The following is a 20,704-nucleotide window of genomic DNA, read 5'->3' as shown; positions in this document are numbered from 1 at the left end:
CGAACAATGAGCGTAGGCTACTTCGACAGACGCGACTCGATCACCCGGCGCATCGTCGCGACCGGCGCCGGTTTATTGGTCCAGGCCGTGAACTGGCCCGCGGCTTGGCGGACGAACATTTCGATGCCGGAGACCGTGCGAGCGCCTTGCGATTGTGCCTGCTGCAGCAGCGTCGTTAGCGGTGGGTTGTAGACGGCATCGAATACCAGCGTATCGGCGCTGAGCTTCGGTAGGGCGTCACCGAAGGGGCTTTCGTCGACCTTCGGGTGCATGCCGACGCTGGTGGTGTTGATGTAGATCTGGCAGCACGAGTCGCAGAGCTTTTCCATCGCGGCCGCCACGACTTTGCCACTGTGCCCGTTGAACTCGGCCGCCAGGGCGTCGGCCCGGTCGCGCGTGCGGTTGTAAATGACGACCGTCGCCCCGTAATGCGCCAGCGCCGCCACCGCAGTGCGTCCCGTGCCCCCGGCGCCCAAGACGGCGACGCGATAATTCTTCAGGTCGTCACGCGTGATGGACAACGCGTCAGTAATGCTGTCGAGGATGGCAGCATAGTCAGTGTTAAAGCCGCGCAGTTTCGGTTCGCCGGTAGTCATGCGCTCGATCACGACCGTATTCACCGCCCCGATCGACTCCGCCAGCGGCTCGACGTCTGCGCCCTTTTCCTGCAGGTATCGCAGGCAGTTTTCCTTGTGGGGGATGGTGACCGACAATCCCGACAGATGCAGCGACCCGAAGGCGATGAACGTCTCCATGAACGCTTTAAAACTCTCGTATCCCGGATTCACCAGCAACGGCACGTAGACGCCATCGTGGCCCGTTTCATCGAACGCCGCGTTGTGGATCGCGGGCGACATGGAATGACCGACCGGCGACCCGACGACGCCGTAAACACGCGTTTGCGCGCTTATGGCATCCCAGCGGTACAGCCGTTTCATGTCGGTGATGCTGATCTGGCCCGGGGCCGTGCCACCATCACCTTCCAGCGTCGCAAACGAGAGGAACGCCCCGAACTTCCTGGCGAGAATCCGGCTGATGACCCCCGCCTCGCCCATGCAGATCGCGATCGTCGGCTTCTGCTTGTTCAGCAGGATCTCAAACGCCTCGATATTGTCGCGAACCGTGCGGGCGGTCCAGACAACCTTCGCAACGTCGGCGGGTGAGGCGTTTAGGTCGGCGAGGATGTTGTAGAGACGGTCCGGCCGGCCACCGAAGTCGTGAGAACTGACGATCAGGCTGGCGTTGCGCTCGCTGGGCGCGTCAACATTGTTGAAGGCCTCGATCGACTTTAACTCAACGTCGACGTAGGCGGCACTGATCGTCGATGCGAGCCCCTGTAGCGTCGGCACTCGATACTCGTCGGCCAAGTCCGACCGACCCCCTTCCCAAACGGGTCGGCACGTGATGATGCAGGGAATCGAGATCTTCGCGACGAGCGCCCGCACCTCGTCGGCGTCGTAGAAGTGATCGATCCGCAACTCGCACATGTCAGCCCCCGCCTCGGCGGCGAGCGTGGCGTCGCGGTACGCCTGCTCGGCCGAGTGGACGAAGATGGCGACGCACAGGCGGGTCATGCTGATGCTCGGAAGATCATCGCGTCATCCTGATGGAGCCCAGGCGACTGAAGGATCTCTTCCAGCAGGACGCGTGGTCCGCGAAAGAGATCCTTCGGTCGTCTAGATTCCCTCAGGATGACGCTCTCCTGATGGTGTGACGGCTACTTCAGTTCATCGAACGCACCCACCACCGGCAGGTTGCCGACCAACGGCTTTGCGTAGTCGATGAAGGCCTGCGAGATGTTGTTGCCATCGATGATGTGCGACTCGTCCATGTGCTTGGTCTCGCGGGCGACGTTCTTGATGCTCGTCGTTTCCAACTCGATCTTGTACGGGCTGTTGCTGACGCGCTTCATGACGATCGAGCATTCCGCGATCCCACCGGCCGCCGACACCTGCACGGCCTTTTGGCCGACCAGGCGGGCTTCCTTGGCGTCCACTTCGCTGACGGCCAAACCCGGGAACGACCGCTGCAGGTAACCGAACGTGTCGGCCCGCACGCGCAGCTTTTTGCCGCCGGGGGCTTGAAGTTTTGTCGTGATAAGGGACGCGAGGTAATCGCCGAGCGCGCCGGTACCTGAAAGCTGGATGTTGCCGTGGCTGTCCTTCTCGATGTTGCTGCTCATCGCCTCGGCCCAAGTCTTACCACCGGGCTGGCTGATGCCTTCGCTGACCGCGATCAGGCAGCGGCCGCGCTTCTTGTAGACGGCGTCAACGTCGGCGAGGAACTTCTCCTCGCTCAGCGGCGCTTCAGGGCAGTAGATGAGGTGCGGACCATCTTCCGGGTTCCGACGCGCCAGCACGCTGGCGGCCGTCAGGAAGCCGGCGTGGCGGCCCATGATCACGTCGACCTTGATGCCCGGCAGGCTGGCGTTGTCGTAGTTGTCGCCCATGATCGCCGCCGCCACGAACTTGGCGGCCGAGCCGTAGCCGGGCGTGTGGTCGTGGACGCGCAAATCGTTGTCGATCGTCTTGGGAATGTGGTAGACGGTCAGCTCGTACCCCGTGGCCGCGCCCATCTCCTGCACGATGCGGGCGGTGTCGGCGCTGTCGTTGCCGCCGATGTAGAAGAAGTACCGCACGTCGTGCTTCTTGAACGACTCGAGGATCTTCTCGCAGTAGGCCGCATCGGGCTTATCGCGCGTGCTGCCCAAGGCTGCAGCGGGCGTATTGGCGATGCGCTCGAGCAGCTCGGATGACGCACCCTTCAACTTATAGAAGTCCCCGTTCACGATGCCGCGCACACCGTGCTTGGCGCCGTACAGTTCCTTGATGTGGCCGGACTTCTGGGCCTCCAGAACCACGCCGACCAGCGACTGGTTGATGACCGACGTAGGACCGCCCGACTGACCGATGACTGCGTTGCCTGCCATAAAGTAATTTCCTTCCGTATTCGTGGCGCACGATGGTAGGGGACGGCGTGCCGGATGCAAGGAGCGGGGGGAGAAAGGCACGTACGTCGCTAGCGACCTCACCCTATTCACTACATAGCCCCCGGCTTGCCGGTGGTCTTCTCCTGGGACACCAGAGAGACCATCGTTAAACCGGTGCTGGAGGATCGCAATTCCTAGCGCGCCGCGAGTTCGCTTGTGAACACGTACGTGCCCGAACCCACCTCGAACACCGTCCCATCACCCTGCGACGTCCCCCGCGCATCGTCCGACGCCGCGTTGCTACCAGGCACCGTTACCGTCGCGGTGGTGTTTGGTGGGACGACGACGCGGTACGACAGTTTCGTCCCCTCCAGCGTCCAACCGCTTTCGATGGTGCCGTGCCACGTGTCGAGCGATGCCTTGGCATAGCTCAACGGCCCACCCACCAACGGCCGCGGCCGCAGTTGGATGTGGCGGTAGCCGGGCTTATTCAGGTCGATATCGATGCCGGCCACCACCTGGTACAGCCAGTCGCCCACGGCGCCGTACGCGTAGTGGTTGAACGAGTTCATGCTGGCGTCCTGGAAGCCCTTGTCGTGCGTCCAGCCGTCCCAACGTTCCCAGATGGTCGTGGCACCCTGCGTGACGGCGTAGAGCCAGCTGGGCCAGTTCTTCTGCATCAGCAGGTCGTACGCCACGTCGAGCCGGCCAAAGCGGCTCAGGACGTGGTTCAGGTAGGGCGTGCCGACGAACCCGGTCGCCAGCTTGTTGCCGCGCGACTTGATGTCGCGCACCAGCCAATCCACCGCGGTTGCCCGTGATGCTTCTGGCAGCAGGTCGAAGTGCAGCGCAAGCACGTACGACGTCTGCGTGCCGCCCACGACCAGCCCGTCGGGCGTCACGAAGCGCCGCTGGAAAACGGCGGTCGTGTCCTGAGCGATCTTGTCGAACCGGGCGGCGTCCTTTTCCTTGCCCAGCGCACTGGCGATCTGCGACAGCAGGCGCGCGTCGTAGGCGATGAAGGCGGTGCCGATGAGGTCCTTGGGCGTCAGGCCCATGATGTGGTGCGGGCCGGCATCCTGCGACAGCCAGTCGCCGAACCCATGCCACCCCTTCCATTCCGGGTGCGACCGGATGCCACCAAACTTGTCGGCCGCCGACACGAGGTAGTCGAGGAACCGGACCATGGAAGCGTAGTGGCGCTCGACGAGTCGCAGGTCGCCGTAGCAGGCCCACATGGTCCAAGGGCAGATGATGCCCGCGTCGGCCCATGCCGGGCCGCCGTCGCCATTGAACGCGTCGTTCGGCTTCGTCTTAGGCCAGGACGTGTCGGGCACGATCGATGGATACGCGCCGTGCTGGCTCTGCGCGTCGCGCAGGTCCTGCGTCCACTTCGCGAAGAACCCGGCCACATCGTAGTTGAACGCGGCCGTGCGGACGAACGCCTGCGCGTCGCCCGTCCAGCCCAAACGCTCGTTGCGCTGAGGGCAGTCGGTCGGGATGTCGACACTGTTGCCGCGCCAGCCCCAGCGGATGTTCTGCTGCAACTGGTTGACCAACGGTTCCGAGCACTCAAACGAACCGCTGGACTCGTAATCGCTGTGGATCACGACCGCAACCACGTCGTCCGGCGATAGTGCTTTATCGGGGAAGCCCTGAACTTCGGCGTAACGGAACCCGTGGAACGTGAACTGAGGATCGAAGGTTTCGATCGCGTCGCCGCGCGTGGTGTACGAGTCGATGTTCTTGGCGCTGCGCAAGTTGGTGGTGTACAGGTTGCCGTCCTTAAGCTTCTCCAGCACCTCGGCGTGGCGAATCTTGAGCACCGTACCCGCAGGCGCGTTACGGAGGGTCAAACGCACGCGGCCGACGAGGTTCTGGCCGAAGTCGATCACCTGTGCGTGCGTGTTCCAGTTCACCTGCACGCCCCGGACCGAGACCGGCTTCACGAGTTGCGTCTGGCGAACGGTGGGGCCGGGCGTGGCGACAATGGTTCGGCGCTCGTCGCTGAAGACGGTGACGGGCTGCCACGTGGCGGCATCAAAACCGGGAGCGCTCCAGTCGGGCTGTTCGAGCCGCGCGTCGTAGTGCTGGCCCATCAGCATGTCGGCCGACACCATCGGGCCGGTGCTGGTGGTCCAGGTGCCGTCCGTGGCGAGCGTCTGCGTCGAGCCATCGTCGAACGTCACGTGCAGCTGCGCTAGCAGCTTCGGCTGGTCGCCGTAGTACTGTCGGCGATCGATGTTGCCGATGTAGCCGCAGTACCACCCGTCGGCCAGCCAGGCGCCGATCGCGTTGTCACCGGCGCGAAGCATCGCAGTGACGTCGTAGGCTTGATACTGGACCCGGAAGTTGTAGTCCGTCCACCCGGGCGTCAGGGCGTCATTGCCGACCCGCTGGCCGTTGATGTGGAACTCATAGAAACCGAGTGCCGTCGCGTACAGGCGGGCAGAGGTGATCTTCCGCTTGTCACCGAGCGAGAAGGGCTTGCGGACCATGAACGCTGGCCCCTCGTGAAGCGGCCCACCGGCCGTCACGGGTGAGCCGACCCATTGGCCGACCCAATCGCGTGCGGCCAGCAGTCCCATTTCCCACGATGCGGTCTCAGAGGGCGCTGCGGCGTTGCCGTCCTGGTCCCACACGCGCACGTTCCAGACGGCCCGCTGACCCGACCGTAGGGCGGTGCCCGCGAACGGGACGAACGTCGAGGCGTCCGAGCTCACCTTGCCGCTGTCCCACAAATCGCCCTTGCCACCGGCGAGCACGTCGACCGATGACGCGACGAGGATCTGGTAAGCCGACTGCTTCAGGTTGCGCGCGTTCGCGTCGCTGGCCGACAGTTTCCAACTGAGCCGCGGCTGCGTCTCGCCGAGACCGATGGGGTTGGTTTGGTACTCGCAGCGAAGGTCGACGGGGGCGATGGAGGCGTTGCTCATGGGGTGAACCTGAGTGCGTTGAAGGTCGGTCAGAAACGAAAAACGTCATCCCCAGATACGCCGAAGAATCTCTGCTGTTTACGCCTGGGGTGACGGAAAGAGATCCTTCGGCGAGCCTCAGGATGACGATCTGAAGTTTGATCCTGCAGGGTGGCTCGACCACCGCAGTAACGGGTTCAGTTTTACACGCGAAGGCACACGCCCTGCCGACTGCACGACGGAACGCTACTTCGCGAACAACACGCGTTCGACGAAGCCGGTGTCGACGTCGCCGTTCTTGAAGTACTCGTTGTCCATGATCTGCAGGTGCAGCGGGATCGTCGTCTTGATCGGCGCGATGTGGAACTCGTTCAACGCCCGCTTCATCGCGCTGATCGCCTCGGCGCGCGTCTTCCGATGCACGATCAGCTTGCCGATCATGCTGTCGTAGTTCGGCGGGATGCGGTAGCCGGCGTAGGCGTGGGTGTCCATGCGCACGCCAGGGCCGCCCGGCAGGCGCAGCTCGGTGATCGTGCCGGGGCTGGGGGCGAAGTTGCGGGCGGGGTCCTCGGCGTTGATGCGCACCTCGATCGCGTGGCCGACCTGCGTGATGTCCTTCTGCTTGAAGCTCAGCGGCAGGCCCGAGGCGATGCGGATCTGCTCCTTGATGAGGTCGATGCCGGTCACCTGTTCGGTCACGGGGTGTTCGACCTGAATGCGGGCGTTCACCTCCAGCAGGTAGAAGTTCTGCTCCTGATCGACCAGGAATTCCACCGTGCCGGCGTTCGTGTAGCCGGCGGTCTTCACGAGGCGCACCGCGGCTTCGCAGAGCTTCTCGCGGACCGACTGCTTCAGGAATGGCGACGGCGACTCTTCGACCAGCTTCTGGTGGCGCCGCTGCATCGAGCAGTCGCGCTCCCACAGGTGGACGGCGTTGCCGTGGCTGTCGGCCAGGATCTGCACTTCCACGTGCCGGCCGAACTCGACGTACTTTTCAATGTAAACGGTCGGGTTCTTAAACGCGTTCTCCGCCTCGGCCATTGCCTGCTTCAGGCCGGCCCGCAGCGAGACGTCGTTGTGTGCAACGCGCATGCCGCGACCGCCACCGCCCGCAGCGGCCTTGATGATGACGGGGTAGCCGATTTGGCCGGCGATCTTCAGGGCGGTCTTCTCGTCCTCCACGGCGCCATCGCTGCCCGGAACCGTGGGCACCTTGGCGCGCTTCGCCAGTCGCTTGCACTCGACCTTGTCGCCAACGGCCTTCATCGCGCTGGCGGGGGGGCCGATGAACTCGATCTTGCAGCTGCGGCAAACCTCGGCGAAGTGGGCGTTCTCGGCGAGGAAACCGTAACCCGGGTGGATCGCCTGCACGTCGGAAATTTCGGCGGCCGAGATGATGCGCGGGATGTTCAGGTACGACTCGGCCGGGGAGGCTTCACCGATGCAGATCGACTGGTCAGCAAGCTTCAGGTAGGCGGCGTCCCGGTCGGCGGTCGAGTGGACGCAGACGACCTGGATGCCCAACTCGCGGCAGGCGCGAATAATGCGAAGGGCGATCTCACCGCGATTGGCAATCAGGATCTTTGAAAACATTGTTTGGCGATTCTGTTCTTAATGCGTTGGGACGAAGTTGCGCAAGTGGTTGGCCGCGTGAAGCAGGTTGAACCGGCGGAACTCGTCGGTCGTCACCAGGCCGAACGGCCCGAAGTTCACGCGGTCCTCCCGGAAGGCGTCCAGTTGGCGCATCGCGTCGATCAGGTGGTCGATGTCGCGATCGGTGATCGCGTCGCGTGCCTTGCCGAGCGGATCGAGGTCCGGCGATACCTCCACGCCCGCCGGCATCACACCTGAGGCCAGCAGGGGAACGATCAGGTTCGTCCGCAGTGCCTGTTGCTCGGGGGTTGAAGTCGTCCCGGGCGGCACGGGCCGCAGGCACATGCGCACCGGCACCGCGAGGTGCCACGCCGCCTGCGCCAGCGTCCAGTTGCCCGCCTGCCGGTGACCGCGACGCAGCCGTTCGACATCGGCGATGACGTCGACCGGCGAGCCGTACGTCAGGCCCTCGCGCGGCGCAGGGGCGTTTGGCGCGAGGTAGCTGAGGTGGTGGGCCGCGTGAATCAGGATCTGCCGGCGCGAGTCGGCGTCGCTCATGTGACCGAACAACCGGTGCGGCGCGAACGGGCCGGGAAACGACTTCAACTTCTCCAGCGCGTCCACCAGTTGAGTGACGGCCGACGAATCGGCGTCGGTGGGTGGCACCATCGTGTCGGGCGCGACGAGTCCCGGCGGCAACTTACCCTCGGCCAGCACCTTGGCGAAGATCGGCGCACGCGCGTCCTGCTCGGGCGTGTTCGGTTCGAACGGGCCCGGCTTCATGCGCATGCGCGTCGCGAAGTTCAGGTGCCAGCAGACCTGCTCCAGCGTCCAGTTTCCCGCTTGCGCGTACCCCTTGCACAGCGTCCGTACGTCGGCGATCGCGTCGTCGACCGACACGAAGGACAGGCCAGGCCTGGCCGGCGCAGACGGTGGCTTGAGGGCGGCACTCACGGCTTCACCAGGAACAGGGTTTGGCCGAACTCGACCGTTTGTCCGTTGGTGACGGCGATCTTGGCGATCGTGCCGCGCGTTTCGGCCTTGATGTTGTTGAAGACCTTCATCGCTTCGATGATGCAGACGTCGGTGTCCTCGTCCACCGTGCTGCCGACCGATACGAACGCCTTGGCGTCAGGCGAACTGGAGGTGTAGAACGTGCCGACCATCGGGCTCTTGATCGCGACGAGGTTGGCGTCGTCTGACGCGGGCGCTGGGGTGGAAGACGGGCCCACTGAAGTGGGACCGCCGGCGGGGGCTGGCACCGGTGCCGGGGCCGAGGCGTACTGGGGGGCGTAGATGGGGGCCGCGGCAACGGCGCCGCGCTTCAGCACCACACGGCGGTCGCCGTCGCGGACGGCGATCGTGTTCAGGTCGTTGGCGCTCATCAGCTTCACGAGCTGCTCAAGCAGGCCGACGTCCATCGGGTTGCCCGCCGATCCGGAAGAAGACGCGGCAGGGGGCTTTTTAGCGGTTCGCTTTTCGTTCAAAGTTGGACCTCTTAAGTAATGCCGAATGCCAAGTGCCGAATGACTGCGTTAGGCCTGCTTCTCAATTTGGCATTGGGAATTTGGCAATCGGCATTGTTCCTATTCAATGTGGTAGTTCTCGTAGCTCTTGTCGAGCGTCGAGAGCACTTCGCACCCGCTGTGGGTGATGAGGACGTCGTCCTCGATGCGCACGCCACCCTCGCCCGGCAGGTAAATACCCGGTTCGACGGTGACGATCATGCCGGGTCGCAGCTCTTCCTCGCCACCATTGCGGCGAAGCGACGGGTTTTCGTGAATCTCCCGGCCAATGCCGTGGCCCAGGCCGTGTCCGAACTGCTCGCCGTAGCCGGCCTTCTCGATCACCTCACGGGCGACGCGGTCGGCCTGCGTAGTGGTGACGCCGGGACGAAGGAACTCGATGGCCGCCAGCTGCGCGTCTAAGACGACCTTATAGATCTCCTTCATGCGCGGCGCGACCCGGCCAATCATGAACGTGCGGGTGAGGTCAGAACAATAACCTTTATAGAGCGCGCCCCAGTCGATCAGCAGCGGCTGATCTCGCTGCACGAGCGTCTCGCCAGGTCGATAGTGCGGCAGGGAGCTGTTGCTGCCGGCGGCCACGATCACTGGAAAGCTGCTGTCGCTGGCGCCACGGCTGCGCAGTTCGAACACCAACAGCCCGGCCAGGTGGTTCTCGCTTTGCCCGACCTTGATCTCGCTACGGAACGACTCGAAGGCCTCCTCGGCCACACCGACCGCCTTGCGGATAATGTCGACCTCGTGGTCGTCCTTGATCTTGCGGATGTTGACCAGCACGTCCTCGATCGGCTGCAGTTCGATCGGGCGGGCGTCCTTCGTGTCCTTCAGGGCGTTGGCCAGCGCGTTCATCTGACCGACCGTGGCGTAGTTGGCTTCAAAGCCGACGCGCTTAACCTTCGTCTCCAGCAGCGCTGCGGCAAGCGCGCCGGACATGGGCCCGGTGCGTACGCGGGTCTTCACCCACGCGGCCTCCATCTCAGCCTGTTCCTTGTAGCGGAAGTCGGTGACGAGGTAGACGTCCTTCTCGGTGATCAGGCCGATCGAATCGTCGCCACTGAAGTTGGTCAGGTAAGCGAGGTCAGGCGGGTGGGTGAGCAGGATGCCATCAAGCTTCAGGGCCTTCATCGCCTCGCGGACCAGCCGCTGGCGGACCTTCAGGTAAGCCTTAGGACGGGCGGACACGATCGGTTTGGCGGCTGCTGTCATTTTGGTTACTCACTGACCTCTACTTGAGTGCGAAAACGTAATCGCCATGGGCGGGGGGTGTCAAATGGAGGGGAGGGGGAGGGGACGCAATGACCAAGTCCCAATGACCAACAAATGACCAAATCCCAAAGATCAGTCGGAAGAGGCGCGTTCCGGTCCCTCTCCCGGTACTTCCAGGAGAGGTTAGGTGAGGGTGCCTTTGTTCTTACGAGGATCGCCAGCAGTTCGAAATCACCCTCACCCTGACCCTCTCCCGAAGCATGCGGGAGAGGGGAGCGGAGCATGTCCGCTTGATTGGGATTTGGTGTTTGGTCATTTGTTGGTCATTGGGACTTGGGATTTTCCCCTCCCCCCTTACTATGCGTCTCTATGAAACTTCCGTACAGCACCCCCGACCTGCCGGGCGTCGGTGGCACGATCAAGACGCGCGACGAGGACTTCTTCGTCCAGGAAATCCCCCTTTACGAGGCCAGTGGCGAAGGGGAACACGTTTACTGCGAGATTCAGAAGGTCGGCATAACCACCTTCGCGGCCATTCATTCGATCGCGGACGCGCTGGGCGTGTCGTCGCGCGACATCGGCTATGCCGGCATGAAGGACGCCCACGCCGTCACCCGGCAGACGCTGTCCATCTGGGGCACCACGCCCGAGGCCGTCATGGACCTGAAGCTGCCCGGCATCACCGTCCAGTGGGCGTCGCGGCACGTCAACAAGTTGCGGTTGGGCCACCTGGTGGGCAACCGGTTCGCCATCAAGATTCGCGATGTTGAACCGACGCACGTGGTACGCGCCAAGGCCATCATGAAGGTGCTGGAAACGCGCGGCGTGCCCAACTTCTTCGGTGAACAACGCTTCGGCCGGCGCGGGAACAACGACAAGATCGGCGCCGCGCTTATTCGCAACGACAACATCGAGATCCTCCGCCTGCTGCTCGGCGACCCGCGCGAGGGTCTGGACGATCCCAAAACTCTGCACGCCCGCGCCGCCTTCGAGAAGCGCGACAACGAGACGGCCATGAAGTTCTGGCCGCGTAATGCCGGCATGGAACGCCGCGTGCTGGCCCGGTTGATGAAGACGCACAAGCCCAGCGCCGCGGTGCGGTCGATCGACGAGAAGATCCGCCGGTTGTGGGTGTCGGCGTTGCAGTCGAAGCTCTTCAACGACGTGCTCGCCGCCCGCATCAACTCGTTCGACAAGGTGGAACTGGGCGACCTCGCTTGGAAACACGAGACCGGCTCCGTCTTCCGCGTCGAAGATTTACCCGCCGAAACCACCCGCGCCGCAGCCTTTGAAATCAGCCCGACGGGCCCTTTGATCGGCTATCGCATGACGCTGCCCGAGGGCCATCCGCTGGAAGTCGAGCAGTCGGTTTTCACCACCCTCGGCCTCGCGCCCGACGCCTTCCGCCAGCCCGGCCAGCACCGCATCAAGGGCGCCCGCCGGCCGTTGCGCGTCCGCCCAACCGATACAGAGTTATCCGCCGGCGTCGACGACGACGGCGCCTACATCACCGTCGCCTTCACCCTGCCCGCAGGCAGCTTCGCGACCGTGGTGCTCGGCGAAGTGATGAAGGCCAAGTCCGACGAAGCTCAGGACGACACAACCGCCGATGAGGACACCGCCGACCTGCCCGAAACAGACGACGCCTAGAACCTGCTGCAGGTGAGCGAAGAACGCGCAACCTCGGCCCCTCTCCCTCCGGGAGAGGGCCGGGGCGAGGGCGTGCCGGAATGCATGCGACCCAAGCAGAACCCGGCGGCCTCTTCTGTAGGACAGGCATTCCTGCCTGTGTCTCTTCTCATGCGTTGCGCCGTCACAGATGCAAAAGAGACGCGAAGGCGCGAAGGCGCGAAGCAAGACGCGAAGGAGGATCGAAAAGGGAACGCGCCCTCGTGTCTGGACGGCGGTCTGGGTAAGGCAAAACGCGAATTTGTGCACCATTTTGCACCATTGTGCACCATCAGGTGAGGACGATGGGGGGCCACGACGGCTCGCGCGTCAGCTATTCGGTTGTCAAAGAGCACGCTATCCATCTCTACGGACGCGCTGCGCGATTGAGGTGGAACCAGCGCAACGCGCTCCGCATTTCTTCGCGTCCTACTTCGCGCCTTCGCGACTTCGCGTCTCTTCCTCTGCCTAATCGCGGCTAGCGCCACGCGGCAGACAAAGATGTCCGCCGGACCAAAGGCATAAGACAGAGGAGAGACAGACAAGAATGTCCGTCCCACCAGCAAAGGAAGATCGAAGAGACACAGGTAAGAATGCCTATGCCACAGAAGAGAGGCGAAGCGAACACGGGGGGAGAGGCAGACGGGGGGAGAGACAGGCAGGAATGCCTGTCCTACAGAAGAAGGCGGCTATGCTTGGTTGCACACCCCGTACCGCCGCAGGGCGGCACACACGCCGTGGTCGTTGTTGGACGGCGCAACCCAATCCGCGACCGCCTTCACCGCGGGTGACGCGTTGTCCATCGCCACGGCGACGCCGGCGGCCTGCAGCATCGGCACGTCGTTGGCGGCGTCGCCGATCGCCAGCACGTTCGCCATCGCGATGTCGTAATGGTCAGCGACCGTCCGCAGGGCGGCCCCCTTGCTGGCGGTGGGGTGGACGATCTGGATCAGGTCCGCGTCCGTGCTGACCATCGCGATCTGATCGCCGAACCGCTCGGTCAGCATTCCAAACAACGCGGCGATCTGCCGTGGATGCGCCAGCAGCAACAGCTTGGAAATCGGCTGATTGCAGAACGACTCCAGCGGCGCCACCACGTCGGGTGGAAACAGCCGCCCGGTCTCCGTGGTATACGTTTGATCGTCGCGATCGGTGTGCCAGCGATCGGTGATCTCGCAGGTCATCAGTACCTCCGGGTGCATCGCACGGGCGGCCGAGATGATGCGCAACACGAGGTCGCAGTCGAGCGGTGTATGGCCGACCACCGACCTGGCCGGTTCGTCCCAGATCATCGCGCCGTTGTAGTTGATCTGCCACGTATCCAGCTTCAACTGCTGATAAATCGCCCGCACACTTCGGGGCGGGCGTGCCGAGGCGATCACCACCTTTACCCCTTGCTCAACTGCACTGGCGACCGACGCGATCGTCTGCTGCGCGACGGTCTTCGAATCGCTCAGCAGCGTGCCATCAAGATCGATCGCGATCAGTCGAATGTCGTCGTGCGGGCGCTCGTTCATAGCTTCACGACCTTTCGCTGCGACAGGAACACGAGCCAGACCGCCGGCTTGCGCCCGGTGACGCGCTGTAGGGCCTCGGCGTATGCCGCCATCTGCAGGCGGTAGGCCTCGATGCGATCGGCCAATCGCTGGCCGGTGACGCGGTCGGTCTTGTAGTCGACGATGACGTCACCGTCCGGCGTGCGCACGAGCAGATCGACCCGGCCGCGCACCATCACGCGGTCGCGCGGGTCGGTCGGGGCGGCGTCGCTCACATCCACGTTCGCCGCGAAGTAGATCGGCAGCTCGCGGTGAAGCGAGACGGTGGGATCGCCCAGCAACTGGCCGACCTCGCCCGCCAGCAGCCACTCGATCGATTCGACATCCACGCACTTCGCCATCTGCGGCGACATCATCTTCCGCGACACGAGCGACTCCACCTGCGCCCGCACCGGCGGGCCATCGCGTGTGAAGTCGTAGTTCTCCAGCACCACGTGCGTGGCGGTGCCGATGTCGGCGGCGTTCGGACCGGTGGCCTCGCTGGCGAACCGCGGTTGTGGCAGCGCGAGGGTGGCGGTGGCGCCGTGATTGGCCGATGGCGCATCCGCTACCGGCGCGTGCGCCCGCGCCGTCACCGACTGTGCCGCCGCCGCGATGGTGTAGCGGGCGTGCGGGTAAGAATACGACAGCCGCGCGATGACGTCGGTCGCGACGACGTCGGCCGGTGGCGGTGGGTCGAGCGGCTTTAATGCCGCGAACGGCGCAACGCGCATGAACGCATCGTCGGCCGGCGCCGGCTCGGGCGCAGCCTCGGGATCGGTATGGTCGGTTACCTCTATCACTGCGCCATGCGTGGCCACTGCAACCGGCACCAGCCACGCCAACGGCGTGGCGGCCCCCAGAATGTCCTCCGTCGCCAGTGGCCCATCATGGCCCGCCCACCGCGATCGCCAGCGTTCGTACTGGTCGGCCTTGGGCGTGCCGACGAGGATCAGATGTTCCTTGGCGCGCGTGAGCGCGACGTAGAGCACGCGCAGTTCCTCGGCGAGCATCTTCTTCGTCAGCCGTGGACGAATGACCGTCGTCGCCAGCGACGGGTAACGCACCAGCCGCGGTTCATCCACCACCTGCAGGCCGAGGCCTTCGTCCTTGTCGTACAAGATCGGGCCGCGCGCGTCCGACAGGTTGAACGCCTTGCCGAGATCGGCGACGAAGACGATCGGGAACTCCAGCCCCTTGCTCTTGTGCACCGTGACGATGCGCACCGCGTCCACCGCTGCCGACGCGACGTTGGCTTGGCCGGCGTCGAACTCGTCGGACAGTTCCTCCAGGAATGCGAGGAAGCGCGACAGCCCACCGCCCGCGGCGCCCAACTGGCCGAACTGCGTCGCCCGGCGGTGCAGTTCCAGCAAATTCGCCTTGCGCTGTGGGCCGTCGTCCAACCCGCACACGAACGCGAGGTAGCCCGACTGCTCGTAGACCGTCGCCAGCACCTCCGCCAGCGGCCGGCGCTGCGCCAGCTCTCGCCACGCGTTCAGTTGATTCAAAACGTGCCGCAGATGGGCGGCCAGCTCGTCGTCGTGCTCGACGGCGTAGCGCTGCACGGCGTCGTGGAACGCGACCGTCTCGATTGGGTACGCCAGCCGGATGCGCGCCAAGCTGTCTTCCGCATTCGCCAGCCCCGCCAATGGGCTGCGCAGCACCGCGGCCAACGGCAGGTCCTGCTGCAGGTTGTCCAATAGCCGCAGCAGCGACAGCATGTCGAGCGTCTCCATCGCGCTGAAGAACCCGGAACCCCCCTCGGCCAGCACGGGGATGCCGCTCTTGCGCAGCACGTCGGCGTACTGCTCGATCTTGAACTTGCGCGTGCGCAGCAGGATCGCAATGTCGCCGAAGCGCACGTCGCGCAAGCGGTCCTTATCTGCGACGCGCGCGCGGGTTGCGCCGTCGTCGCCCATCAGTTTCTTGATGCGGGCCGCGATGAACATCGCTTCTCGCTCGGCCCGTTCCGGCTCGGCGGTGTCGGTTTCCTCGCCCTCGGCCGCTTGCGACTTCGCAGGCACCAGGTGAAGTTCGATCGGCGCGCCGTGAAATCCGACTTCTTCGGGAAACGTGGCGCCGGCGCGCAACTGATGGCCATCGATGTAATCAATGCCCGACGCGTCGAGCGTCATCAGCCGGTCGAACACCGCGTTAATCGCGTCGAGCAGTGGGGCACGACTGCGGAAGTTGGCGTTGAGGTCGATCACCTCGCCACCACTGCTCTGCTCGTCCTTGAAGCGGTTGTAACGCTTCAGGAACAAATCGGGCTCCGCGGCGCGGAAGCGGTAGATGCTTTGCTTCACGTCGCCCACGCAAAACAGGTTGCCCTTAGCGGCCCCGTAGCACTCGCGGCTGACGAGCCGCAGGATCGCTTCCTGAAGTTCGTTGATGTCCTGATACTCGTCCACCAGCACGTGCCGATACCGCCGATGGCAACCGCGCGCCACGATGCTTGGCCGACCGTTGTCGCCCGCCTCGCGCAGCAGCTCGAGCGCCCGCCGTTCAAGGTCGGAGAAGTCCAGCGACCGTAACCGCGACTTGGCGGCGCCGTAGGCGTCGGTGAAGTCCTCCACCAGCGCCAGCAGCTCGCGCGCGGGCGCCAGCGTGGCGGCCATGCCGTCGCGCCACTGCGATTCGGTGAAGCGAAGCGAGCAGCGCAGCGTGCCTTCCTTCATCTCGCTGCGCACGTCGTCCACAGCCCCCTTGGCGATTGCCTTGCCGGGCAACGCGTTGCTGACGCTTGGCAGCTTCGTCGGCTGGAAGTCGGCCTCCTCCGACAGCGCATCGATCCCTTCCGTCGCCAGCGTTGCGCGCCAGTTGCGTGCGGCCTGCGCCGCCTCCACCAATGCGTTGGAATAGGCCGGGAAATCGCCCGCCCGCGCCACGATTTGCTGTGCCGTGGCGATGCGCGCTTCCAGCGAGGCAACCGCACCGGTCACGTCGTCGGCGAACGCCCGGCCGAACGCGCAGTCGACGAGCCGCGTGAAGTCAGCGGCATCGGCCAGGCGCTGGCGGCTCTCCGCGAGCCAAGCTTGCGGGTCGGGCAGCGCGGTCAGCGTCTCGTAGATCGACAGCACCGCCGACGCTAGGGCGCCGTCGTCACCGTTCAGGTAACCGTCCAGCAACGCGTTAAAGCCCGCCGACGGATTGGCCGCAAATCGGGCGGCGATCAGCTTGCGGGCGGTCTCGCGCTTCAATAGCCCGGCGGCGTCACCGTCGAGGATGGCGAAGTCCGGGTCGAGCCCGGCGGCGTGGAAGTGCTGGCGGAGCAGGCGACCGCAGAACGCGTGCAGCGTGCCGATCGTCGCCCGCTCCACGCTCGCCAGTTGATGCGCCACGCGCTCGTCGGTCGTGTCCTTCGCGGCCCGGGCCGCCAGTGCCGTGCGGATGCGCGTGCGCATCTCACCCGCCGCCGCCTCGGTGAAGGTGACGACAAGCAACTCGTCCACGTTGCACGGTTCGGGCGCATCGCACACGAGGTAGGCGCACCGCTCGGTCAGCACCGCGGTCTTGCCCGAGCCGGCCGCGGCGCTCACCAGCAGGCTGTGGCCGGTCGTGTCGATCGCGCGCTGTTGCTCGGGCGTCCAAGTGCGCGTTGAAGCGGAGGATGTGGGCGTTGCGGCGATCGTCACTTCGTCCCCTTTACCTTCGTCAGCAGTTCATCTCGGCCGATGCCGTGCAGGATGTTGTAGCCGTTGAGCGTCACGTCGAACCGGCAGACCGCCTTGAAGCCGCATTGGGCGCACGGCGTCTTCTTCGCCAGCCAGTAAGGCCGCACGCCGATCTCACCGGCCGCCATGCCGTCGGCGATGCTGGCGAGCTTGCCGCGCACGTAGTCCAGCACGCCCAGAAATTCGTCGGCGTCGCAGACGTCGGTCGTCTCGCGCTGGCCGAACTTGCCGTCCTTCGTCACGTACATCGACCACGCGTCCGACCAGCCCGCGGCCAGGTGCTCATCGAGCAGATGCACGTGATCGGCGTCGAACAGGCCGCGCGGCTTCGGATCAAGGTTGAACTTCTCATCGGTAGGGTCGGGGGCCTCGTCGGGATGGGCGACGCTTTTCAGCCCGCGCAGGAGCGTGAGATAAAAGCCGGCCGCGGGGGTGATCGGCGTGCCGGCCAGCTCGTGACCGTTCGCCTGAAGGACCAGCAGATACGTCAGCAGTTGCAGCGACAACCCGTTGTACACGCCGGCCGGCGAGATGCGGTCACCGGTCAGCTTGTAGTCGAACACGGCGGCGCGCGAGGCGTCGCCGAGCAGATCGATTCGGTCGATGCGCCCGCGCACGTGAAGCTGTCGGCCGGCGGGGGTCGACAGTTGCAGTGGGCCGATCGGCGCATCGGGCGTGCCGAACGCCACCGACACGTACCCGTGCGATAGCTTCGCCCGCGACGACAGCGTGCGCTGCCGGCCGACGATCTGCCGAACCGTGCGCTCGATGCGCGACAACAGGTACTTCGACCGGCCGGGCTCGATCGCCAAATCCTTCTGCAGTTCCAACCCGATCTCACGGGCGGCGGCGCCGATGCGGCCGTCCGTCCAGTCCTGCGTCAAATCGCGCCATTGCTGGTTGGCGCGAATCATTTGCCGTACGAATCGTTCGAGCACGTCGTGGTAGACGCGGGAGAGGTCGATCGACGAGAACGAATCCTCCGGCCGGGCGCGCAGGCCCAGGCCGTACTGCACGAAATGCTTGAATGGGCAGGCCGCGAAGGTTTCCAAGCGGTTCACGCTGGCGACGATCGGGCTGGGGAACAACTGCGCGGCAATCTGCGGGTCCAGCGTGGTCGCGTTGCGATAGCCCAGTGCGCCCCACGCGCGGTAACGCATGTGGGCGACCGGCGAGTCGTCCGGCGGATGCGACGCCAGCCACTGATAGAGCGCCGCCAACGATGCACGCTTGGCCGTGTCTGCTTCGTCTGTCGCATTGTCCGTCGCGCGGGCCCATCGCATCAGCGATACGATCAGCTGCCGCGGCGTGGCGATGTGGCGCGGGTCGTCGCTGTCGGACGAGCCGACGTGTTCCACTGGCGCATCGGGGAACACCTGCTGCAACCGCGACCAGTACGGCGACGGCGCGATCTCCTTACCGGCGGCGTCGCAGGCCACGCGCGACAGGTAGAGTGACTGCGACGGACTGGTGAAGGCGCTGTAGGCGAGCAGCCGCTCGTCGAGCAGTTGGCGCTGGCCGTCCCCTTTCAGTTCCACGTTGCCCTGGCGCAGCAGCTTGCGGTCGCGATCGTCGAGGATCGAGTCCTCGCGCGGCGTGCGCGGGAACTCGCCGTCGGTTAGGCCCAGCACGAGCGTCGTCCGCACCTCGGGCAGGCGCGTGCGGTCGACCTGGCCGATCAGCACGCCGTCGAGCGTAGGCGGGGCGAGCGCGAGGTCGAAGGCGTCGAGGCTGGTCGCCATCAGGTCGAAGAACTCGGCCGCGGAGACCGGTTGATCGCCCAGCAGGTCGACCAGTTCATCCAACAGCCCCACGAACTCCGCCCAAACCTGCTGGTGCTCGGCGGCCTGCTCGACCGCTTGCCGTGCGGCGGCCTCGTTGATCCACGTCGATAGCGTCTTGGCGACGTCGAAACGCGTCAGCAGGGCATGCAGTTCCAGCGCCAGCTCGGGAGCGGGGCGGCTGGCGCCGGTGTTCATCGCGGCGATGAACGGCAGCACGGCGTCGACCACGCGACGGCGCAATGCGTCGGCCTGCGCGGCGCGTTCGGTGGCGGCCCAGAGGGCGTCGTCATCGTCTCCCCGCGTCAGCGATCGACGAAAGCGCCAGGGGTCTTTGGCGGTCCAGTCGGAGGCACGAATGCGGTGGTCGTGGACGTAGTTCTCCAGCGCGTCCGCCTCGGCCAGCGACAGGCCCGCCAGCCCGGTCTTCACGAGCGAGAAGATCGCCGGCCGGGGCCAGTCGTCGGTCGCCAGTTCGAGCGCCGAGCGTACCAGTCGCAACAGTGGATGATGGGCCGCCACGCGCCGGCGGTCGAGGAAGAACGCGATGCCGTGCTCGCGGAAGCTGGCGTCGATCAGGTCTTGATAGCTGTCGAGGTTACGCACCAGCACCGCGATGTCGCGCATGCGGTGCCCCTGGCGCAACAGCGACAACACGTGCCGCGCGGCGGCATCGACCTCCGCGGGGCGGTCGTCGGCGTTGGTGAACGTGACCGTAGTGGCGACGCCCGCGTCGTCGGGCGCCTTCGCAACGTCGCCCGTAAAGGTGGCTGCTTCGATCGCCGTCAGTGCCGGTGCGCTAAACCGATGCACTTCGCGCAACATGATCGGCTTGTCGATCTTCGCGCCGTTCTTTCGTAGCGCGATGAACAGTCGGCGGTACGCGTCCTCCGTCTTGTAGAACAGGCTTTGTTCCGACGGCAGCAGATCAGGGCTCTTGAAAACCGTCGCGCCGGGGTCGGCCAGCACGGTAATGTCGATCGATCGGCACGTCGCGGCCAGCCCGGCGATCGTGCGGCGCTCGGACTCCGTGTAGTCGAAGAAGCCGTCGATGAAGACAATCGAGCCGCTCAGCAGCTTCGACGTCTTCATGCACGCCACCACCTGCTCATTGCGGCGGTGCGGGTCCAACCGGTCCTGACCCAGAAACGTCGTGTACGCCTCGTACAGCAGGTGCAGATCGGCCAGCTTCGGGCGCAGCGTGTCGTCGGTCTCGACGGCGTCGGCCTGGGCTTCCAGCGTTTCGATCACCTGCTGCGGCGCGTTGCCGCTGCGCTCGAACTCGGCGAAGGTCGCGTCGAGCGTCGTCGCCAGGCCCGGATGATGCGCGACGGCCGCGAAGAACTTCAACTGCGGTTGAAGCTTGCGCAACAGGTGACTTAGGATGATCCGCCGGCCCGTCGCGGTGATCTGCGGGATCGCGGCGCCACCGCAGTCGTTCAGGATTGCTCTCGCCAAGCCATCGAAGCTTTCGACGCGCACCCGGCAGACCGCGGGCAGGGTGGTCTCGGTCGCCAGCAGTCGCTCGGCGCTGAACGTCGCCTGGCGCGGCAGGATCCAGAAGATCGGTGGGCCCAGAGGGTCGGCGGTGGCGGCCTCGACGATGGCGCGCACGCAGTGGGCGGTCTTGCCGGTGCCCGAGCGACCTGTAACGAAACGAACGGCCATGGGTGGACGAGTTTACCCGATGTTCGGGGTGGGTGCATGGTTGGGTGGGCCGGTATTGCGCCAATTACGCCAAGACGCCAAGAGCGCCAAGTGAAGACAGAGATCGGGGCGAATACGGATAGCCGCAGCGAGTTGCCTTCGCTTCATTGATCTTCTTGGCGTGCTTGGATTCTTGGCGCTCTTGGCGCGATGCGTTCGCGGATCAAAGC

The 20,704-nt window shown here is 65.1% G+C and carries 11 protein-coding genes; 1 reads left to right on the top strand and 10 read right to left on the bottom strand.

Annotation, left to right across the window (positions count from 1 at the left end):
• Positions 1-17: 17 nt before the first annotated feature.
• The 7 genes from aroE to VGN72_18710 all read right to left on the bottom strand — a co-directional run bounded on the left by aroE (position 18) and on the right by VGN72_18710 (position 10,169).
• Positions 18-1,574 (bottom strand): shikimate dehydrogenase, encoded by a 1,557-nt coding sequence (aroE, locus tag VGN72_18740; protein HEV7301407.1) that lies wholly within the window; start codon positions 1,572-1,574, stop codon positions 18-20.
• A gap of 143 nt (positions 1,575-1,717) precedes the next feature.
• Positions 1,718-2,929: a 6-phosphofructokinase gene (locus VGN72_18735; GenBank protein ID HEV7301406.1), complete on the bottom strand. Its 1,212-nt coding sequence runs from the start codon at positions 2,927-2,929 to the stop codon at positions 1,718-1,720.
• Positions 2,930-3,123: 194 nt separating this feature from the next.
• Positions 3,124-5,865 carry a family 78 glycoside hydrolase catalytic domain gene (locus VGN72_18730; protein HEV7301405.1) on the bottom strand — a complete coding sequence of 914 codons (2,742 nt, stop codon included), beginning with the start codon at positions 5,863-5,865 and terminating at the stop codon, positions 3,124-3,126.
• Between the two features lie 225 nt (positions 5,866-6,090).
• On the bottom strand, positions 6,091-7,437 hold the full coding sequence (accC, locus tag VGN72_18725) for an acetyl-CoA carboxylase biotin carboxylase subunit (protein HEV7301404.1): 1,347 nt from the start codon (positions 7,435-7,437) through the stop codon (positions 6,091-6,093).
• 18 nt (positions 7,438-7,455) lie between these two features.
• Positions 7,456-8,391, bottom strand: coding sequence for a DUF1569 domain-containing protein (locus VGN72_18720; GenBank protein HEV7301403.1), 936 nt, complete (start codon positions 8,389-8,391; stop codon positions 7,456-7,458).
• Positions 8,388-8,924, bottom strand: a complete 537-nt coding sequence (gene accB, locus VGN72_18715; protein ID HEV7301402.1) for an acetyl-CoA carboxylase biotin carboxyl carrier protein — start codon at positions 8,922-8,924, stop codon at positions 8,388-8,390. Before accB ends, VGN72_18720 begins: the two co-directional genes overlap by 4 nt.
• A 99-nt stretch (positions 8,925-9,023) precedes the next feature.
• Entirely contained in the window at positions 9,024-10,169 is a 1,146-nt protein-coding gene (locus VGN72_18710; protein ID HEV7301401.1) for a Xaa-Pro peptidase family protein, read from the bottom strand.
• 369 nt (positions 10,170-10,538) lie between these two features.
• On the opposite strand from VGN72_18710, the gene truD reads away from it, so the two are divergent.
• Entirely contained in the window at positions 10,539-11,819 is a 1,281-nt protein-coding gene (gene truD, locus VGN72_18705) for a tRNA pseudouridine(13) synthase TruD (GenBank protein ID HEV7301400.1), read from the top strand.
• A gap of 707 nt (positions 11,820-12,526) precedes the next feature.
• Here the strand turns inward: truD and VGN72_18700 are convergent.
• From VGN72_18700 to VGN72_18690, 3 genes are read right to left on the bottom strand one after another with little or no spacing between them, the layout of a single operon-like run.
• Positions 12,527-13,354 (bottom strand): Cof-type HAD-IIB family hydrolase, encoded by an 828-nt coding sequence (locus VGN72_18700; protein ID HEV7301399.1) that lies wholly within the window; start codon positions 13,352-13,354, stop codon positions 12,527-12,529.
• Complete coding sequence (addA, locus tag VGN72_18695) at positions 13,351-17,007, bottom strand: helicase-exonuclease AddAB subunit AddA (protein HEV7301398.1); 3,657 nt, start codon at positions 17,005-17,007, stop codon at positions 13,351-13,353. The genes VGN72_18700 and addA overlap by 4 nt, the downstream gene beginning before the upstream one ends.
• Positions 17,004-20,495, bottom strand: coding sequence for a PD-(D/E)XK nuclease family protein (locus tag VGN72_18690; protein ID HEV7301397.1), 3,492 nt, complete (start codon positions 20,493-20,495; stop codon positions 17,004-17,006). The genes addA and VGN72_18690 overlap by 4 nt, the downstream gene beginning before the upstream one ends.
• Positions 20,496-20,704 lie beyond the last annotated feature (209 nt).

It is taken from the genome of Tepidisphaeraceae bacterium (genome assembly GCA_035998445.1).
Lineage (GTDB): Bacteria > Planctomycetota > Phycisphaerae > Tepidisphaerales > Tepidisphaeraceae > DASYHQ01.
The sequence above is the reverse complement of the archived record's forward strand: the minus strand, read 5'-3'. Positions and strand labels throughout refer to the sequence as shown.